The following is a 19,447-nucleotide window of genomic DNA, read 5'->3' on the forward strand; positions in this document are numbered from 1 at the left end:
AATTAGGAGTTATAAACAGTGTTACATTCTTTCTAAAAAGTAAAATATGTTTCATAACTCTTTTGGCAAAAGCGTCGTAGCGATCGCGCTATCCCTCCCGATCATTGCATTCACCGGCTACGGCGTCTTAGCCGAAGATGACACGGAATCGGAAGCGGACACCAGCCCTGTCATTTTTACCCTGATTAACAACACCAGCCGTACTCTCCAAGAGTTCTACGCCTCCCCTCCTAGCACAAACGATTGGGAGGAAGACATTCTGGGCGTTGACACACTTGCTCCCGGCAAATCCGCAGAAATCACGATTAATGACAGGCGCCCAGACTGTATTTATGACTTTAAAGGAGTTTTGGCTGCCGCCGAAGACGGCTCGGTAGGGGAAGGCGCATTGATCCAGACTGGTATCAACGTGTGCGAAGACAAAACTTATGAATACTCCGAGAATTAACAGGGAATAGCAGTGATAACAATAGCCATAGCCTGTATAAATCATTTGCACAATTCCTGTCAGCAGAAAGATGTACTGATTAGACAATTATGGCTTTCATAAAGGATATATCCCCCCAACCCCCCTTAAAAAGGGGGGTTTTTGATAATTTTGCACTCGTGTCTATTAGACAATTATGGCTTTCATAAAGGATCGATCCCCCCAACCCCCCTTAAAAAGGGGGGATGATCGAGAATTTTGCACTCGTGTCTATTAGACAAAATTATCAATTATCAATTATCAATTATCAATTACTTAGCCCCTACTTTGATTTAGGCTGACTCAACCATTGCCAGAATTTTACCAACCAATAAACGCAAATGGCTACGGAAAAACTGGCTAGTAAAGCAATAATAAACGGATGGGGATAATCCGATCGCTCCTTGTTCCAGGACGCAGTAATTAACCCGGAACTGGATGCTACAATTGCCCCTGTTCCTAGGGCTAATCCCAAAGCTTGAATCGTGTTTTCTAGGCTTTTTTCTTGGTCTTGAAGTTGGCGATCGCGCTGAGTTTGTTCTATTTCCACGATACCCCGAATCGAGGCAACTGCCTTATCCGCTAAACTAGAACCTTCCACAAAATAGTTCAGTTCGTCCGCAATGCGAGTTTGAAAATAGGGACAGGTGCGATCGCTAAACTCCCGGAAAAAATCCAGGTCTGACTCTGGGACGACATAGTTCTTTTCCTTCTCAAGCTGATATTGGATAGCCCCTAAAGCAACTTGGTAATTTTTCCCATTAATCGCGATCGTATTCCGGCTATGCTTATAATTTCTCAACAGTCGGGCATATTCTAAATCTGACGAAGATAAATCTTCTAATATATGCCTCAACTGATTTAAATCCCCATCGCTGACCCGTTGCCCTGGGGATTGCTGCTGTAACTTCAATAAATCTTTCAGAGCCTTGACTTTTTCCTCTAATTGGATATAATTATCGTATAATTGGCGATACAAACTCCGACTTTCCCGATAAGCGGATAAAACCTTATTGCGGTAATAAAATAAATTGATAAATTGCCGATAAGCAGCCACAAACTTCTCACTGGCTGAATCCTCCCGAAATAACCAGATTAAAACATGACAAGTATCTAGAGATTCCGGGGAAAAATCCGCATCGATAACTTGACCGCCAAACTCAAAAATCGGGCTGCCAAACAGTTCCCCCACTCGTTCCAAAGGTGGCTGTTTTCTTGAAGCAGGAATCAACTGTTTTAAACATTTCTGAGCCAATGGCTTTAAACTTTCCACCCACCTATATTTATTACTATTATTATCACTATTTTTATTATACTTATCCTGTTCTTCCGGGGGCAAAAAAGCCGTTAACAACAAAGTTTGGCCTAAAGAACTTTGGACAAAATCAGGCAGAAAAACGCTGTTATCTGTATTTAAAAGACGCCAAAACGAAACCGGCACCGCAGCGGTTATAACATCATTTTCTGTTTCTGGCCGCCGAAAATTCAGCGTCAAACTATAACTATCATGGAGGCGATGCGCCAAAACTCTGCCGGTAATTCCTAACTCTTGATTGGCCACTTTTTCGGGAAGTTTTCCGATTAACTTCAGCGGTTGCTTATTCAGATTCACCTCCATACCGCCCGGTTCGGGGGAACTCTCAGGATAACCGTAAATATCCAGACGTTCAGTAAATCCTAAACTGGCTAAAATCTCATCTCCTTTTTGCCACAAAAGATGCGGATTAGTCGCCCGAGAATCCGGTTTGCCCGTCAAACCGCGCCAAAGATGAAACGCGAATAAATGTAAATTTGGCGCATAAACCAGCGGCATATCTTGTTGTTGTAAATCCATTTGCTTCACTAAATTAAATCGTAATTAAATCGTAATTAAATCGTAGGTTGGGTTGAGGAACGAAACCCAACATTATCATTCATTTTTTACCAGATCGGATCTCGTAGGTTGGGTTGAGGAACTAAACCCAACATTATACCCAAAACGATCATTTATTTTTCCCCAACCAACCGAAATAACATCTATAATTCGCCTTCTCAACCCAATTTACGCAACTACACGCAATTAATTTAATGGCAAAACTATTACACATTCCGCTAACTTTTGGCGAACATAAGCCAGCAAAGAAACTTTTTCCTCACGTCCCGGTGGTAAAATCATCGTTTCCTTTTCCTCAATAATTTGGAAATTGGGAATTATATACTGCATCTTATTCGGTTCTGGTTCCGCAAGTTCACCTAATTCTTGGCGGTTTTTTGCTAATTCTTTAACAAAAATTTCTTGCTCTTGAGGAAACTGTTCCAGCCATTCTATAATTATATCAGCCGCCCGGTTTGCTTCGGTTTCTGGAATATCTGCTAATTCGGCGGCTAATTCCTGAAATTTTGCCCGGTCTGGGGGTAAAATTGGCGGTTGCGTCTCCAATAATTGCGCGAACATGACTAAAGTCTCTGTATCATCTCTCATAATTATCCTCTGCTTTCCTCTGGTTTTACTTTAACAGCTTCTTCTTTGTGTCCTTTGTGCCTTTGTGGTAAAAAAAATTAACTCACCACAAAGACACAAAGAAACACAAAGGGAGATAGAAATTAAACGCCAATGGCACAAAAAGCCCCCCAATGTTTAGGGTGTTGGTAGGGTTGATAGTGGGACGGTTTGAAACCTAAATGGACATTTTCCCGCAGCTTTTGTTTAATCGGGGCATTCTCCTGCGACTCGGAGGGATTTAACCAATTAATTAACTCCTGTTTGGTGACAGTTCGCATCCACTGTTGGGCGGCTTTTAAGGCCAGGGTAATAGAAGGCTGAATCTGCATTTCCTCATATAATTTTACCATTAAAATCGCCGTGGATAAGTCATTCACCGCCCAGAGGCTGCAAATCACGTTGGGGGCTCCCGCATAGAGGAAACCCAGTCCTAAACTAATGTATTCTTCTAACTCTGGGGAAAAGTCCACCAACCCGGTTTCGCAAGCGGAGAGAATCACTAAGCGACAGGAGGGTAAATCAAGCTGGAATAATTCCCCTAATGTGTAACATAAGGTTAAATCCAGGGTTTTACCTTTGCGCCAGGGAATATATCGACTATTCCCGGTTAATTCTGGTTCGGGTTTTGGTTCGGGGTGATTTTCGCGGGGTAATGATTCGGTTTGTCCGTCCTCACGTTTTACCACTGCCCCCGCTAGGACTAAAGGAGATAGTAACGGACTAACAAAGTTAAACGCCCCATGTCCGGCGAAATGGATATATTCCGCCCCCTGAAAATCTTGGGCAGTGGCGGTTTCTTTGAGGGCAGCTTTGCTGGCTGCTTTCTTGGGTAAAATCCGGGCATGGGGTTGGAAAGCGGGAGAAATTGCCTGAACTTCTAGGTCCGCATATTCTAAATCTTCTGTGGGATTTTGGATGGCAAAAAACCGGGGACTGGTATTGTTGCTGGTATTGTCACTAATATCCTTGCGGTTGCGGCGGGATACTTTTTGCAAAAATTGACAACTGGGGGCATATTTTACCCCATCGGCAAATTTATCGGCTAAATATTGCGGGTTGCTGCCGTTGTCCGGGGGTAAGTTGTCCAGGGGTAAAATATGCAGGGGAAATAGGTGCAAGTCCCGATAGGGCACTAAAATCAGTTGACGATATTTGTCCGTCAGGGGGGCAATCAGTTCTGATATATGCAGGATATCCGCGAGACGATGCAGGTAGTGATTAAATTGCTCTTCCCAGTGGGATTTTTTCTGGGCATAGGTGTCGAGATAAGTTTGGCGGAGTTCTTGTAATTGGGTATAGGCTTCTGGGGTGGAAATCCACACTGAGATCCCCCCTGCCCCCCTTAAAAAGGGGGGTTCTGAGTCTTCTTTTTGCGGGAAGTTAAATAGAGTAGATAACTTAAACAACAGCATCTTAATATTCTTCAGAAGAAAGTTTCTTTCTTTAACTCCACCTAACACCACAAAGGCATAAATCCGCTCGCGGGTACAATACCACTCAATTAGGGCAGTATGTTCGTCCAGTAAACCCTGAATTTCAGAAAATTTGATGGGTTCCACTCGCTGCGTCAGGGAAAAAGTGGGGTCATAGGTTTTGATGATATCCAGGAGTTTGTTTAACTTTTGTTCTGCCTTTTGATATTCTTGGCGAATCGTCTCAATGGCATCAGGAGTCAAACCACCACTGCTGCTGCCTCGTGAGTCTCCACCCAATGTATCTGAGGGGCTGTTGGTTGTGGTGGGACGATCCAAAGTTTCTAACAATTGCTGTTTGGCAGTGACTTCCCGACGCAGGGTATCCAGTTGGGTGAGGATTTCTGGGGGAATATCGCCTTTGGGATAGATATCGCGGTTGGCGAGAAGTTCGATGAGGTTGCGGGATTTGCTGCGTTCCACACTGGCGAGGGCTCTACCGATATCGCCGCTATTGATGCAGGCTTGTACCAGTTTCTCATAAACCCCGATTTGAGCGGTGCGGCGTTTTTGTTTTTCCTGGTTGGATGCGGCGAAAGTGCAACTGGTTTCTACGGCGGTGATGGCTGCTTCGTATCCTTCAATGGCGGTTTGCCAGTCTTTAATGTCAAAGGCAGCATTGCCTAATCTGCTACCGATATCCAAGGCTTCTACAGGGAATCGGTTTGGGGGACAAGCGGCTAAACCTGCTCTCCAGGCGGCGAAGGCTTCGGAGATTTTGTTTGAATGTTGATGGACAAAGGCAAGCTCATTATAAACATCGCCCATACCGGATTTATAGCCCAATTCGGTTCTCAATGCCAAAGATTGCTGATACAGACGCTCCGCCTCATCCCAGTTGCCGCGATTTCGCTGGATATCTCCCAACAGTCCCCAAGATTCTGCCATACCGGAGCGATCGCCCAATTCGGTTCTCAATGCCAAAGATTGCTGAAACAGACGCTCCGCCTCATCCCAGTTGCCGCGATTTCGCTGGATATCTCCCAACAGTCCCCAAGAGCTTGCCATCCCAGACTTATCCCCCAATTCGGTACTCAATGCCAAAGATTGCTGATACAGACGCTCCGCCTCATCCCAGTTGCCGCGATTTCGCTGGATATCTCCCAAACTTCCCCAAGTGGTTGCCATACCAGACTTATCGCCCAATTCGGTTCTCAATGCCAAAGATTGCTGAAACAGACGCTCCGCCTCATCCCAGTTGCCGCGACATCGCTGGATATCTCCCAAGACTCCCCAAGAGGTTGCCATACCAGACTTATCGCCCAATTCGGTACTCAATGCCAAAGATTGCTGATACAGACGCTCCGCCTCATCCCAGTTGCCGCGAAATCGCTGGATATCTCCCAACACTCCCCAAACGGCTGCCATCCCGGAGCGATCGCCCAATTCGGTTCTCAAAGCCAAAGATTGCTGATACAGACGCTCCGCCTCATCCCAGTTGCCGCGATTTCGCTGGATATCTCCCAACTGTCCCCAAGAGGATGCCATCCCCGCGCGATCGCCCAATTCGGTTCTCAATGCCAAAGATTGCTGATACAGACGCTCCGCCTCATCCCAGTTGCCGCGATTTCGCTGGATATCTCCCAACTGTCCCCAAGAGGTTGCCATACCGGAGCGATCGCCCAATTCGGTTTCAATTGCCAAACATTGCTGAAACAGACGCTCCGCCTCATCCCAGTTGCCGCGATTTCGCTGGATATCTCCCAAGACTCCCCAAGAGGTTGCCATACCTTTGCGATCGCCCAATTCGGTTCTCAATGCCAAAGATTGCTGATACAGACGCTCCGCCTCATCCCAGTTGCCGCGAACGTTCTGGATATCTCCCAACTGTCCCCAAGAGGTTGCCATACCGGAGCGATCGCCCAATTCGGTACTCAATGCCAAATATTGCTGATACAGACGCTCCGCCTCATCCCAGTTGCCGCGAACGTTCTGGATATATCCCAACAGTCCCCAAGAGGTTGCCATACCGGAGCGATCGCCCAATTCGGTACTCAATGCCAAATATTGCTGATACAGACGCTCCGCCTCATCCCAGTTGCCGCGATCGCGCTCAATACAACCTAACTGTCCCCAACATAAAGCGATGTTAGCCTTATCCCCGATTGCTTCATACAATGCGAGAGACTGTTGCAAAGATTCCCAGGCTTGGGAATATTCAGAATGTTGATACTGTTGAAAACCCTGCTGCAATAGAGCATCTGCTTCTGCTTTTCGTAGGGTGGGGAGAGAATAGTTAGCGGTTACTATTTTAATCCCTACATTCAGTAACCTGTCGGCGGCTTTCAGTTCCCCCAATTCCATCTTTATTTCCGCTTCTGCACGCATCACCTGCACCAACCCCGCATCAACGAGTTCGGGGTTGGCTTGTAGGATGTCCATTTCCTCGCCACTGGGACAGCCGAGGATTGCTTCAATCAGTTGGATATAGGCGTTGAGTCGTTGTTCGTCCATATTGCCTACCGGGGGGTTGGGGGATGATGACTTATTTTAACCCGAAATCCTGTAGGGGCCAAGCATTCGCGCCGACATTTTCAGGAAAAATCGACCATCTTTGCCGCGAATGCTTTGCCCTAATTTGTGCCCAGAACCCCAGAAACCCGATTTTTTATGTAGGGGCCAAGCATATAGCCTACCCTACGGGAAGCCGCTTCGCGTCTACGGCATGGCGAAAGCTTACCGCGCCGACATCTTCAGGAAAAATCGACCATCTTTGCCGCGAATGCAACGCCGCCCTGATGGGGGTTGGGGGTTTCAGAAACCGGGTTTCTGGGTTGGTGGCGGGGGCTTGAGAAACCGGGTTTCTTAATTAAGGTTATGCTTGGATACAGAGGTTAACCCAGAAACCCGGTTTCTGGCTTGGATACAAAGGTTAACCCAGAAATAGGCGGCTGTGGTTTACTCAGTAAAAAAGCGCTGTATGGGATTACTTAAGCGGATGTCAAGCATAATTATGTTAAGAAATATGTTGTTATGTTGTTAAGAAATATGTGGTTAAGAAATATGTGAGTCAACATAAGTTTCATCAAGGGGACTTAAGAATCTGTTGCACAATTAAATGAAATTGGTATAAATCAAAGATCGTGTCATTATGGATCGATGGAAGAATTCACCTTCTTTGCCGTCACAGGAAAGCTCAAGATCCCCTTATGACTTTGTATCTTTACAATACCCTGACTCGTCGCCAAGAACCTTTTGAACCCCTGGAACCGCCAAAGGTGCGGATGTATTGCTGTGGTGTCACCGTTTACGATTATTGTCACCTCGGTCATGCGCGATCTTACATTGCTTGGGACACGGTTCGCCGCTATCTGATTTGGCGCGGCTATGAGGTGCGATATGTGCAGAATTTTACCGATATTGACGATAAAATTCTGAATCGGGCTAGACAAGAGGGTTCCACAATGGAGGAAGTGGCCGATCGCTACACTCAAGCCTATTTTGAAGATATGGCCCGGTTGAATATCCTCGAAGCGGACGAATATCCCCGCGCTACTCATACCCTGGACGGGATTAAGCGCTTGATTCACGAGTTAGAACATCGCGGCTATGCTTATGCTGCCGGGGGCGATGTCTATTATAAAGTCCGCAAGTTTCAGGACTATGGTCAGTTGTCGGGTCGCAAGTTAGAAGAGATGAAGGCAGGGGCCAGCGGTCGGGTGGAGGATGACCCGGAGGCCCAAAAGAAAGAAGACCCGTTTGATTTTGCGTTGTGGAAAGAGGCAAAACCGGGCGAACCTGCTTGGGAGTCGCCGTGGGGTTCCGGTCGTCCCGGTTGGCATATCGAATGTTCGGCAATGGTGCGCGATCGCCTGGGAGAAACTATTGATATTCATGCGGGTGGGGCGGATTTGGTATTTCCCCACCATGAAAATGAGATCGCCCAATCCCAAGCGGTGACGGGTAAGCCCTTGGCGAAATATTGGATGCACAATGGGTTTGTGACTATTAATGGGGAAAAAATGTCCAAGTCTTTGGGCAATTTTACCACGATTCGCCAGTTATTAGATGAGGGAAATGTGCCGCCGATGGTGGTGCGATTGTTTGTCCTGCAAGCCCAATATCGCAAGCCGATTGATTTTACCGATGAGGCGATCGCTTCTGCTACCCAAGGGTGGAATACCCTGAAAGAAGCACTATTATTTGCCAATCAATATGGGGAAAAATTAGGCTGGGATAAAATAGAAGTCTCAGCGGCACCTTTAGCCGAATTTGTGGAACGGTTCCAAGCCGCAATGGATGATGATTTTAATACTTCCAGTGCCTTAGCAGTCTTATTTGAAATTGCCAAAGAAATTCGGCGCGATCGCAACCTTTTAGTCCATGAAGGTAAAACCGACACTGCCCCAGAATTGCTCAAACAACGGTGGCAAACCTTAGTTACTTTAGCCAATGTTCTCGGATTAGAAGCGGATGCGGATGCGGAAACCACCGAAGAACAATCTAATGGTCTGAGTGATGCAGAAATTGAAGCCTTAATCGAACAACGAAAAGCAGCCCGAAAAGCGAAAAACTTTGCGGAAGGCGATCGGATTCGTGACGAATTGCAATCCCAAGGAATTACCCTAATTGATAAACCCGGTGGCGTCACTCAATGGCATCGTAATTAATTTTGTTGGTTGTTGGTTTTTGGTTGTTCTTTGTTGTTTGTTGTTGGTTGTTGTTTGTGAAAATTCAACAATCAACCATAAACCATAGAATCCCTACCCACCAACCATCAACAATCAACCATCAACCATCAACCACAAAATAATTGACAATTGACAATGGACAATTAAATAAAATTATCAATTATCAATTATCAATTACTGCCAACCAACAACAAACAACCACCAACAAAAATATATGTCCACCCAACGTATTACAATTTCGGTTACTAACTTACTCCTGGTATTAGCTACAGCATTTCTATTAGTTTTACTCTGGCAACTGCGGAGTTTACTCATTACTGTGATGATTTCTGTTGTCCTTGCCGCATCAATTTCTCCTGCTATTGAATGGGCAGAAAAACGCCACATTCCCCGGTGGTTAGCCGCTATTTTAACCTATTTGCTTTTGATTGGCGGTTTGACTGGAGTTATGCTATTAATTGGCCCAACAGTTTTTGACCAAATTGAACTGATTATTAGTCAGTTACCTCTTTATTTAGAAACCTTACAAGATATTGCCGAACAGTTAGTTAGCCGACTGAGTGATAATAGTTCCGAGTTGGTCAGTGAATATTTTAATACTCAAGCCATCACCGGCTGGGTATTTCGTTCTAGTCAACAAGTGATTATCCGTTCTTATAGCATTACACGAGGAATTATTGGGGCAATTTTTACCCTAATATTATGTTTGTTTATTTCCGGCTATATGTTAGCGGATAGCCAGACATTAATTAAAAGTTTGGTGCAGTTATTTCCTGCCCCGTGGAATGATCGCCTAGAAGCCCAAGTTCATACGGTGACTACCCGGATGGGGGGTTATATTCGGGGACGTTTTTTGGTTTCCGCTATTTTAGGAATTGCCACTGCTGCCGGGTTATCTTTTTTAGGATTAGCAGATTTTGCCCTAGGTTTAGGGGCGATCGCTGGGGTGACGAATTTAATCCCCTTTATTGGCCCTATTCTTGGCTCTGTCCCCGCTTTAATTGTGGCGATCGTCAAAGGGAGTTGGGTCTTTCTCTGGGTTTTAATCCTGTTTGTGATTATTCAAAATATTGAAACCTATGTGTTAGACCCATTATTAGTAGGGAGTTCCGTTGGTATTCATCCTTTATATCAGTTATTAGCGGTATTAGGAGGAGTTCAACTATTGGGAATATTCGGGGCAATTTTAATTCCACCCTGGTTTGCCGGAACCGCTGCCTTAGTCGAAAATCTCTATCTCAAACCAAAGTTAGAAGCGGAGAAAAAATTGGCCAAAGAATTGGCACAAGAATAACCACTCGGATGGAATTACAGAAATCGGGTTGTCGGAAAAACGTGGGAAAACAACTAACAGGTTAATTACCCAGCCCGGTTTCTGTGCGATCGCCCGAAGACTATTGCTGAAAAATGCCGAACAACTATGATTAAATTATTTACTATGGCATCATTGTGCGAGAGAATGTGATAAAATATATGGCTATTTGCTCGCCCTCTGATATTTGATAGTTTTTGGCCATTAAAATAGGATATTTGTTGACGAAAAAAATTTATAATAAAAAATACTCATAGGAAAAAAATGTTAAATTTATAGCGGGATTTTTGACAATTTGTTGAATTAACTCATTCATGGTGAATCTCGTTGAATCAAAACGCTTGATAACTCAAGCTGAATATGCAAAGAAACTACGTCCGTTAATTCCCCCGGAAGCCTTTCTGTCTGACCAAAACTATATATGTATTTTACCGATCAATCTCAGCATACTGATTCTAGGTTGGGTAATGGCTGACTATCTCGATCGCTGGAATAGATATTTATTATGGTTGTATTTACCATTCGCATTAGTGATGGGCAATAGTGTGATTGTCTCACTTTTTAGCACTCACAATATTATGCACAGTGCGGTCCTTAAAAATCCCCGGTTAAAACAGGCGATCGGCTTATTAAGACTAACCATGTTAGGGATGCCCCAACATTATGGAAAGCCGTTCATCATCGAGAACATCGTAATAAAACTAACTCTTTACAAGACCCCGATCGCAACTACTTAGTGGAACAGCCAAACACCTAGGGCAAATGCTATCAAAACCTGTTTGTTTCTTCGGAGGAAGTTAACCCAGTATTATTGATCTTTTGCCTGGCTGACTCTTGGGGATTTCACGCTTTTCGGAATCTTAGTTCACTGTTATTGTTTAATAACGGAAAGACCAAATATCCGGTGGCTTCATTCACCGTGAGTGAATCAGACCGCAAAGCCATTGGGGTTGAACTGCTGATATTATTACCCGATGGTGCAAGAACTACTAAAAAGAACTGCTAAAAACTCACTATGGCGATCGCTTTAATTTATTAGATGCGGGGAAAGTTTGACAATTGATGTTACAAACTCCCCGGCATTACTTTGATGAAAATACTTTCACCGACAAGCGATCGCCGGGACAAGAAACCGGGTTTCTTCAGTTAACCTCTGCCTCCCCACCGGCCCCTACATAGAAACCCGGTTTCTAACCGCCCCAGGTTTCTGACCCCAGGGACAAGAAACCGGGTTTCTTCAGTTAACCTCTGCCTCCCCACCGGCCCCTACATAGAAACCCGGTTTCTAACCGCCCCAGGTTTCTGACCCCAGGGACAAGAAACCGGGTTTCTTCCGTCAACCTCTGCCTCCCCACCGGCCCCTACATAGAAACCCGGTTTCTCACCGCCCCAGGTTTCTGACCCCAGGGACAAGAAACCGGGTTTCTTCAGTTAACCTCTGCCTCCCCACCGGCCCCTACATAGAAACCCGGTTTCTAACCGCCCCAGGTTTCTCAAATTAAACCTTCTCCATGCCCAAAACTCTAATTAAAAACGCCCATTTATCTGCCACCTCTTCAATAATTTTCGTCGTCGGTTTATCAGCCCCATGTCCGGCTTTAGTTTCAATGCGAATTAATACCGGCGCCTCCCCAGCATGGGCAGCTTGCAACCCAGCAGCAAATTTAAAACTATGGGCAGGAACCACACGGTCGTCATGGTCAGCGGTGGTAATTAAAGTGGCGGGATAATGAGTCCCTGGTTTCAAATTATGTAACGGAGAATAAGCATAAAGGGCTTTAAATTCTTCGGGATTTTCTGGAGAACCGTAGTCAGAACACCAAGCCCAACCGATAGTAAACTTGTGGAAACGTAGCATATCCAAAACCCCGACCGCAGGCAAGACTGCCGCAAATAAATCCGGGCGCTGCGTCTGGCAAGCTGCTACTAATAAACCGCCATTACTACCGCCCCCGATCGCCAATTTTTCCCGGCAAGTATATTGGTTGGCAATCAACCATTCCGCTGCGGCCATGAAATCATCAAAAACATTTTGTTTGTTCAATTTTGTTCCCGCTTGATGCCATTCTTCCCCGTATTCACCGCCGCCGCGTAAGTTAGGAATGGCCAAAATTCCTCCATATTCCATCCAGACCAACTGAGACACAGAAAAACTGGGAGTTAGGGAAATATTAAAGCCCCCATAGCCATATAAATAAGTGGGGTTATTCCCATCGAGTTTAATCCCTTTTTTATGGGTGATGAACATGGGGACGCGGGTGCCGTCTTTGCTGTGGTAAAATACTTGGTGACTTTCATAGTCTCCGGGATTAAAGTCTACCTGGGGCTGCCGAAATACGCTGCTTTCTCCGGTCAGCATATTGTAACGATAAATGGTGGTGGGAGTGGTAAAACTGGTGAAGCTGTAAAAGGTTTCCGTATCGGTGCGATCGCCATCAAAACCCCCCGCCGAACCGAGTCCGGGTAAGACCATATCCCGCACCCAGGAACCATCGAAGTTAAAGACTTTAATCAGACTATGAGCATCTTTTAAATAAGATGCCACAAACTGATGATTTAGAACATTAACCCCTTGTAAAGTTTCCGCTCGTTCCGGGATAATTTCGGTTTGATTTTCATTACTAATATCAATAGCGATCGCCCGACCGCGAGGAGCATCTAAATCCGTTTCAAACCAGAAAACCGAACCATCATTATCAATAAAACTATATTGGGCTTTAAATTCGCTAATCAGTTCTACAACTTCGGCATATGGATCGGTTAAATCCTTGTAAAATAGCAAATTTTTCGGGTCAGTTCCTAGCCAAACCGAGATAATTAAATATTGGCCATCTTCACTCACAACCCCACTAAAGCCCCATTCTTTTTGATCCGGGCGGTGATAGACTAAAATATCTTGGGATTGGTCGGTGCCAATTTTGTGATAGAATAGCTTTTGATAATAGTTAACATCTTCATGCTTGGTTTGTTCGTTGGGTTCATCATAACGACTGTAGAAAAAACCTTGATGGTCGTGAGTCCAGGATGCCCCAGAAAATTTACTCCATTTAATAAGATCCGGTAAATCTTCCCCCGTTTCAATATTGCGGACGTGCCATTCTTTCCAATCAGAACCGGAATAAGACAGGGCATAAGCCATCAAATTGCCATCTTTACTAATGGCTAAACCGCTGAGAGATACGGTGCCATCTGCTGACAAAAGATTGGGGTCAATTAATACTCTAGGTTCATCGTCTAGGGAGTTGAGAACATATAAAACACTTTGGTTTTGGAGGCCATCATTTTTATAGTAAAAATAGCGATCGCCTCTTTTAAAAGGAATGCCGTATTTTTCATAGTCCCAAACTTGAGTTAAACGGGTCTTAATCTCTTCCCGTTGGGGAATTTGACCCAAGTAGCTAAACGTCACCTTATTTTGGTCTTCCACCCAGGCTTTCGTGTCTGCGGAGTCCGGGTCTTCTAACCAGCGATAAGGGTCAGCAACTTCGACCCCATGATAAATATCAATTTGATTGACTTGTTGAGTTTCTGGGTAGTTGAGAGATGTCATTTTGGGATTCTGAGATTAATGATTAGCTTCTATTGTAGCTTCTATTGTAGCTTTTATTGTAGCTTTTATTAGACAATTCTGGCAAAATTCCAGATCGATTCCCCCAAATCCCCTTACAGCGTTTTTCGTATCCATAGAATCAGTAAGGACGAAGCATGACCGGATTAAATGTCTGCTTTTAACCAGAAATACCTGCGGTCATGCTTCGTCCCTACGAAAATTTGTGGTTTAGTAGATAGGTAGGGTGGGCATTGCCCACCCTACTTTTATCATATATAGCGTTTTATCTCTAAATTATGGTTGCTGTTGGTTACGGTTAAAGATAAAAAAGCTTGTTGGGCAGCCGCTTGTTCGGCAGCTTTTTTCGATCGCCCTTTTCCCGTCCCTTGTCGCTTTCCTTGTATCCAAACTTCGGCGGTAAACCGTTCTTCTGGAAGTAAAATATGACAGTCAACTAGAGGAGTTTCTCGGACGCGATATTCCGGTAAAGATTTATAATGAGTTTGAGTCCAACCTTGCAGCGCGTGTTTATAATTCTGTCGGGCTGGATCTTGGCTAATTTTAACCGCAAATGGTTTAAAATGTGTATCCAACCAAGGACGAATAAATTCTAAAGTATGGGTAGACAAATATAAAGCACCCATGACCGCTTCCAAGGCATCAGCCAACCGGGACTGACGCCCAAGAATATCCCTTTTAGTGCTCGCAGACATGAGTAAATAATCTTCTAATCCATAACAATCCGCAATTTCTGCTAAGGTGCGATCGCTGACTAATTCTGACCGAATAGCGGCAAATTCTCCTACTGCCGAATCTGGATAAGTTTCTAACAGTAATTCCGCCGCAGCCAAACGCACCACCGCATCCCCAACAAACTCTAATTGTTGATAGTTGCGATCGACGGAACTGGTGGGGTGAGTTAAGGCTAAATCTAAAAGTTGCCATTGCAGAGGTAATTCACTAGAAAGCCCTAACTTTTCCACTAAATTTTCTAATTCCCGTTGTCGCGGTGGATATTTAACTTTCAGAGAAACTTTCATAGAAACTTTCATAGAAATCGATGATGTATCGCTATGCATAAACCTTGATAATCAATAATTAACAATTGATAATTAACAATTGATAATTAATATCTAATAATATCTACAATTTATCAACTACAAACTATCAATTATTAATTGTTAACTATCAATCATCAAATATCAATTGTTTCCTCTTCCCTGTTGCCTCTTGCCTCAAAAAAAAGGGGGGGAAAGAGTAAGTCATAAGCCGGGTTCTGTTCTCCAAAAGTGCCAAGCACTTTCGAGGGCGGTTATCTATCTGGGACGCTTGTCACCAAACGCCTCTTGCGGTTCCTCATATCGGAACTGGTAAAAGACCAACCATAGTTCCATCCACCTTGCTCCCAACCGGGGTTTACCTAGCCAGCGCCTCTCGACGCTGCTGGTGCGCTCTTACCGCACCGTTGCACCCTTACCAATTAGTAATCAGTTATCAGCCCAAGGCTAAAAGCTAATTGCTAATTGGCGGTATCTTTCTGTGGCACTATCCTCACGGTCGCCCGCACTGGGCGTTACCCAGCAAGTTTGGTCTTTCGGGAGCCCGGACTTTCCTCAGACAGGAAACCTGTCCGCAACCGCCTACCCTTACTCTTTCCCGGCTTCTATTGTACTCCTAGATGGGAATATCGGGGCAGGTTTTGAGGAGCGGAGGAGCGGAGGGGCCGCCAATCGAGCGGGGGAGCGGGGGAGCGGGGGAGCGGGGGAGCGGGGGAGCAGGGGAGCCGCCAATCGAGCGGGGGAAAGTCGTAGGGGCGAATGGCCATTCGCCCCTACAAAAGTCGTAGGGGCGAATGGCCATTCGCCCGTACAAGTGAAAAGTTAACAGTTAACAGTTAACAGTTAACAAAATATCACTATTCACTATTCACTATTCATTCTCTCCTCTGCACCTCTGCACCTCTGCTCCTCTGCTCCTCCGCTCCCCCACACCTCTTTCCCCTCTGCTCCCCCGCTCCTTATCTCATCTTTTCGCTTCTTGAGCATATTTAAGCAATTCTTGGGCTTCCTTAGAAACCGTGGTTCCGGCGGGAATACTTTGCAATTCATTAATAATTTGCTGTAAAATGCTCGCCACTTCCCCTTGGCTATAGGAACTATCGTCAGTATTTAAGCGCTGCCATTGAGCAATTAAATCTTTGGCTCGTTTCATCGCGTTTACTGACTGTTTTTCCGCATCAATTCTAATTTTAACTGCGGCTAAATTAGCCTGATATTCCGCTAATTTTTGTTGGGCTTCGGGATAAGTCGGTTCATCAACCCGCACTTGTTCTAATTGATCCATCGCTTTTTCCCATAATTGAGCAACTTGTTCCCATTTGGCGGCAGAATGAGGCGGATTTTGACTCATAATCGCCGCTTGCATTCCAAAGGCTTTGGCCGCTTCAATTAAATTACTGCTGCGTTCAAATGTTGCCGAGAACCCAGAAATTTTTTCAAAATCTCTTTGGGCTGCCGTCAGTTTTGGTTCTGCTATTTTCGCCGCTAAAGTATTGGGATAAATTTGCTCCATCAGGTCGATCGCACTTTGCCAAGCCGCGATCGCCTGTTGTTTTTCCTTAGCATTAGCTGTGGCATATTGTTGTTGAGCAGCAGTTAAAGCAACTTCTGCATTAACAAGCTGATTTTGGGCATTTTGTTCTTGAAATATCTGGGCTTCCATCCGACCAATCAACTTTCTAGCTGATTCAAATTCATCATAAGTAAACCGCCAAGTACAGTTAGAAAATCGACAATAAATTTGGGGTTCATAGCCTAAAAACCACACCGGCAATTTGTCTAAATTTGCTTGGGCTTGTTTAACTTTACTCGCTCCTAATTCTATATCTGCCGTACTGGTAGAATTATTAATCAATTGGTCGGCTTGTTCTACATAAGCGATCGCTTCTCGGTAATTGCGATCCATACTCATATAACTAGGCAACAATAAAATCGGGGCAACTTTAGCCACAGGTCGGCGAATCATCGGATAAGGTAAATTAACCAAAGCAACCAAACCAGTCACCCCTAAACCCGCTGCCATCATTAAAAAAATCAGCTTGGTAAAATTAAATAAATTCGCAAATCCCTGAGATGAATTTGATGAATTTGATGAACTGTGATTCGCCTTTGCCGCCTCCTGCAATACCCCTTGACTAAATTGGGGATAAGTAGTAATGACAATCTTTTTTAATTCTGCCAAACTAGCCGGGTTTCCTTCTTGTATTCGCAAATTTTGCAACTGTTCCAAAACCAATTGTTTCTCCAATATTTTCATCGGATCGTTCCCGGTCAACTTTTCAATTTCCCCTTGCAAAATTTGATAAGCGCGTGGATTTAGACGAGCCATAATCTCATTCCTTCTTCCTCGATGAGAGGTGAATTAATTGTTAGGTAGAAGGTGCTCACTTATCCTGGTTGATTTTATTGGTTTTATGAATAAATCAGTCAGGCAAAGTCATCTATATATTTAATATTGGATTTAAGGTTGAACATCCCCAGCGGAAATTTAATCCTGGAGACTATCCCGGAGACTGCGATCGGGCATGATTGCCCCGTGCAGATTAGCCAATTCCCAGTCGATTTCAGTTAATTCTGCATTCCGCAAATCCGACTGACAAAAACTACTGTATGCCACCTTAGTTTCGCGTAAAATTGCTCTTTGTAGATTAGCACTGAGTAGCGACGCATAACGCAAATCCGCTTCCACCAACCCCGACTCACATAAAATTGCCCAACTTAAGCAAGTTTCTCGCAAATCTGCCTCATGCAAATCCGCCTTGCTTAAGTCAGCCCTGGTTAAATCCGCTCGGTAAAAATCCGCCTCTCGAAACGAACCCCCGCTTAAATTCGCGTCCTGAAGATTAGCCCCAGCCAAATTTGCCCGATTCATCTGGGCGCCACTCAAATTAGCTCCGACCAAATTTGCCCCGCGCAGGTCTGCTTCAATTAAATAGCAATCACTTAAGTTCGCACCCGTCAAAGAACATCGCGATAAATCAATATCTCCTAAATCCGCACCACTGAGATCCACTTGGTTAAAATTACGTTCCCCTTTTTGGTAGCGGTGTTTGAGTTCAGCAGCTTCCATCAATCTCTCCTCGGATAGCTTTAGGCATGATGAGAATATTGTACCGGGCAGAGAATAAACAAGACAAGAAACCGGGTTTCTTTCTCCCATTCCTCAGTTAACGGCGATCGCCAGAAAAGCCCGGTTTCTGGCCTCTCGGCAAACATTACCGCACTGCCCCTAATATCCGTTGCCAATCCATTAACCAATCCATTAACCAATCCATTAACCCATCCATTAACCCATCCGTTGCCCATCCGTTGCCCATCCGAAACATTTGTGGGGTTAGGGCGAAGCATTGCGGCATATAAGTGATGGCGGGAAAACAGGATTTTGGGCTGCAATGCTTCGCCCCTACAGAAATATCAATTGCCCCATCTATTAACCCATCCGTTCCCCATCAATTTTGACTAATTCTGCCATCGGGCATAGTCGCACCAGTTAAATTAGCATCAACTAAATTGGTTTCTCGGAAGATAGCAAATTGTAAATTTGCTTCGGTTAAATCCACTTGATTAAAATTAGTTTTGAATAAATTTGTACCCCGCAAATCTGCATAACGCAGGATTGCCCCTTTTAGGTTTGCCCCGCGCAGATCCGCTTCAAATAGGTTGGCAGAATCTAATCGAGTGGGTTTATTATTATTCTGAATTAGAGTTAAATCCGCCCCGCGTAAGCTGCTGCGTTGTAGATTTGCTTCCATTAATGAGGCACCACTCAGGTCAGCAAAACTTAGGTCGGCGCCACTTAAGTCCGATTTGTCAAAGTTCGCGGTACTGAGTTTCGCCCCGCGTAGGTTCGCCCCGACTAAACGCGCCATTCTCACATTAGCTCTGGCTAAATTAGCGTTACTTAAGTTACTGTTACTTAAGTTAGCACCAACTAGGTTCACGCCTGTGAGAATAGCTTGGGAAAGATTAGCCTCGGATAGGTTGGCGTCTCTTAAGTCTCCAGCAGTTAAGTGAGAAACAACTAAAGGCGGGTTGACGTTGGTAATTACATTTATGCCAGCGCTATTGGGATGAGGTTGGGCGAGGTTTGCCTCACTTAAATTAGCCCCAGAAAGGTCAGCCCAGCGAATAATGGCACCAGATAAGTCCGCCTGGGATAGGTTGGCGCCGGTGAGGTTGGCGCCCCGCAAGTCTGCGCCCATGAGTTTTGCTCCCGCTAGGTTCGCCCTAGTGAGGTCTGCCCCCACTAGGTCGCATCCCATGCATTCATTTCTGGTTAGTAATCTGTTTACATGGTCAGCGTTGGCAGCGATCGCACTCTGGCTGAATACTAGAGGAGTTAGTCCCGTGGCTGCGATCGCCGCGATCGCCTGCCAGAAATTTGCCCCCGTCCCTGGTAGGCGGTTGTTTTGGCGTAATTTGCCGAAAAAATTCATGGGGATATTCATGGGGATATTCATGGGGATATTCATAGCA

Annotated in this window: 14 protein-coding genes and 1 other RNA gene; 5 read left to right on the top strand and 10 right to left on the bottom strand. The window is 45.0% G+C overall.

Annotation, left to right across the window (positions count from 1 at the left end):
* Window positions 1-46: 46 nt before the first annotated feature.
* Complete coding sequence (locus ABWT76_RS16490; protein ID WP_054469132.1) at window positions 47-448, top strand: hypothetical protein; 402 nt, start codon at window positions 47-49, stop codon at window positions 446-448.
* Between the two features lie 301 nt (window positions 449-749).
* Here the strand turns inward: ABWT76_RS16490 and ABWT76_RS16495 are convergent, their stop codons facing one another.
* From ABWT76_RS16495 to ABWT76_RS16505, 3 genes are all read right to left on the bottom strand, one after another.
* On the bottom strand, window positions 750-2,300 hold the full coding sequence (locus ABWT76_RS16495; RefSeq protein WP_354634652.1) for a hypothetical protein: 1,551 nt from the start codon (window positions 2,298-2,300) through the stop codon (window positions 750-752).
* 225 nt (window positions 2,301-2,525) lie between these two features.
* Window positions 2,526-2,927, bottom strand: coding sequence for a hypothetical protein (locus ABWT76_RS16500; RefSeq protein ID WP_054469130.1), 402 nt, complete (start codon window positions 2,925-2,927; stop codon window positions 2,526-2,528).
* Window positions 2,928-3,049: 122 nt separating this feature from the next.
* A complete protein-coding gene (locus ABWT76_RS16505; protein ID WP_354634653.1) occupies window positions 3,050-6,874 on the bottom strand; it encodes a CHAT domain-containing tetratricopeptide repeat protein in 3,825 nt (1,274 codons plus the stop codon).
* A 23-nt stretch (window positions 6,875-6,897) separates the two neighbouring features.
* Here ABWT76_RS16505 and ABWT76_RS16510 point away from each other — a divergent pair, with 23 nt between their 5' ends.
* The 4 genes from ABWT76_RS16510 to ABWT76_RS16525 all read left to right on the top strand — a co-directional run bounded on the left by ABWT76_RS16510 (window position 6,898) and on the right by ABWT76_RS16525 (window position 11,100).
* The gene (locus ABWT76_RS16510; protein WP_354634654.1) at window positions 6,898-7,212 is read left to right on the top strand and encodes a hypothetical protein; all 315 of its coding nucleotides are present in this window, start codon (window positions 6,898-6,900) and stop codon (window positions 7,210-7,212) included.
* A 357-nt stretch (window positions 7,213-7,569) separates the two neighbouring features.
* On the top strand, window positions 7,570-9,030 hold the full coding sequence (cysS, locus tag ABWT76_RS16515; RefSeq protein WP_054469229.1) for a cysteine--tRNA ligase: 1,461 nt from the start codon (window positions 7,570-7,572) through the stop codon (window positions 9,028-9,030).
* Between the two features lie 235 nt (window positions 9,031-9,265).
* Entirely contained in the window at window positions 9,266-10,345 is a 1,080-nt protein-coding gene (locus ABWT76_RS16520; protein ID WP_054469228.1) for an AI-2E family transporter, read from the top strand.
* Window positions 10,346-10,677: 332 nt separating this feature from the next.
* Complete coding sequence (locus ABWT76_RS16525) at window positions 10,678-11,100, top strand: hypothetical protein (protein ID WP_054469227.1); 423 nt, start codon at window positions 10,678-10,680, stop codon at window positions 11,098-11,100.
* A 761-nt stretch (window positions 11,101-11,861) separates the two neighbouring features.
* Here ABWT76_RS16525 and ABWT76_RS16530 read toward each other — a convergent pair.
* The 7 genes from ABWT76_RS16530 to ABWT76_RS16560 form a co-directional block, all read right to left on the bottom strand.
* Window positions 11,862-13,913: a prolyl oligopeptidase family protein gene (locus ABWT76_RS16530; RefSeq protein WP_054469226.1), complete on the bottom strand. Its 2,052-nt coding sequence runs from the start codon at window positions 13,911-13,913 to the stop codon at window positions 11,862-11,864.
* 269 nt (window positions 13,914-14,182) lie between these two features.
* Window positions 14,183-14,992 (bottom strand): ribonuclease III, encoded by an 810-nt coding sequence (gene rnc / locus ABWT76_RS16535; protein ID WP_375341510.1) that lies wholly within the window; start codon window positions 14,990-14,992, stop codon window positions 14,183-14,185.
* A gap of 171 nt (window positions 14,993-15,163) precedes the next feature.
* Window positions 15,164-15,566, bottom strand: an RNA gene (gene rnpB / locus ABWT76_RS16540) — RNase P RNA component class A.
* A 369-nt stretch (window positions 15,567-15,935) separates the two neighbouring features.
* The gene (locus ABWT76_RS16545; protein ID WP_054469224.1) at window positions 15,936-17,300 is read right to left on the bottom strand and encodes a hypothetical protein; all 1,365 of its coding nucleotides are present in this window, start codon (window positions 17,298-17,300) and stop codon (window positions 15,936-15,938) included.
* A gap of 159 nt (window positions 17,301-17,459) precedes the next feature.
* The gene (locus ABWT76_RS16550; protein WP_054469223.1) at window positions 17,460-18,041 is read right to left on the bottom strand and encodes a pentapeptide repeat-containing protein; all 582 of its coding nucleotides are present in this window, start codon (window positions 18,039-18,041) and stop codon (window positions 17,460-17,462) included.
* A gap of 20 nt (window positions 18,042-18,061) precedes the next feature.
* Window positions 18,062-18,364, bottom strand: a complete 303-nt coding sequence (locus ABWT76_RS16555; RefSeq protein WP_190880209.1) for a hypothetical protein — start codon at window positions 18,362-18,364, stop codon at window positions 18,062-18,064.
* A 56-nt stretch (window positions 18,365-18,420) separates the two neighbouring features.
* Window positions 18,421-19,443, bottom strand: a complete 1,023-nt coding sequence (locus ABWT76_RS16560; protein ID WP_354634655.1) for a pentapeptide repeat-containing protein — start codon at window positions 19,441-19,443, stop codon at window positions 18,421-18,423.
* Window positions 19,444-19,447: the final 4 nt, after the last annotated feature.

Source organism: Planktothricoides raciborskii GIHE-MW2, from assembly GCF_040564635.1.
In the GTDB taxonomy this organism is placed as follows: domain Bacteria; phylum Cyanobacteriota; class Cyanobacteriia; order Cyanobacteriales; family Laspinemataceae; genus Planktothricoides; species Planktothricoides raciborskii.

Bases quoted from the DNA above. Each gene is read 5' to 3' on its own strand.
- ABWT76_RS16530 (WP_054469226.1), bottom strand. From the start codon at position 13,913: ATGACATCTCTCAACTACCCAGAAACTCAACAAGTCAATCAAATTGAT.
- ABWT76_RS16490 (WP_054469132.1), top strand. From the start codon at position 47: ATGTTTCATAACTCTTTTGGCAAAAGCGTCGTAGCGATCGCGCTATCC.
- ABWT76_RS16500 (WP_054469130.1), bottom strand. From the start codon at position 2,927: ATGAGAGATGATACAGAGACTTTAGTCATGTTCGCGCAATTATTGGAG.
- ABWT76_RS16560 (WP_354634655.1), bottom strand. From the start codon at position 19,443: ATGAATATCCCCATGAATATCCCCATGAATATCCCCATGAATTTTTTC.
- ABWT76_RS16495 (WP_354634652.1), bottom strand. From the start codon at position 2,300: ATGGATTTACAACAACAAGATATGCCGCTGGTTTATGCGCCAAATTTA.
- ABWT76_RS16520 (WP_054469228.1), top strand. From the start codon at position 9,266: ATGTCCACCCAACGTATTACAATTTCGGTTACTAACTTACTCCTGGTA.
- ABWT76_RS16525 (WP_054469227.1), top strand. From the start codon at position 10,678: ATGGTGAATCTCGTTGAATCAAAACGCTTGATAACTCAAGCTGAATAT.
- ABWT76_RS16510 (WP_354634654.1), top strand. From the start codon at position 6,898: ATGATGACTTATTTTAACCCGAAATCCTGTAGGGGCCAAGCATTCGCG.
- ABWT76_RS16505 (WP_354634653.1), bottom strand. From the start codon at position 6,874: ATGGACGAACAACGACTCAACGCCTATATCCAACTGATTGAAGCAATC.
- ABWT76_RS16545 (WP_054469224.1), bottom strand. From the start codon at position 17,300: ATGGCTCGTCTAAATCCACGCGCTTATCAAATTTTGCAAGGGGAAATT.
- ABWT76_RS16550 (WP_054469223.1), bottom strand. From the start codon at position 18,041: ATGGAAGCTGCTGAACTCAAACACCGCTACCAAAAAGGGGAACGTAAT.
- rnc (WP_375341510.1), bottom strand. From the start codon at position 14,992: ATGCATAGCGATACATCATCGATTTCTATGAAAGTTTCTATGAAAGTT.
- cysS (WP_054469229.1), top strand. From the start codon at position 7,570: ATGACTTTGTATCTTTACAATACCCTGACTCGTCGCCAAGAACCTTTT.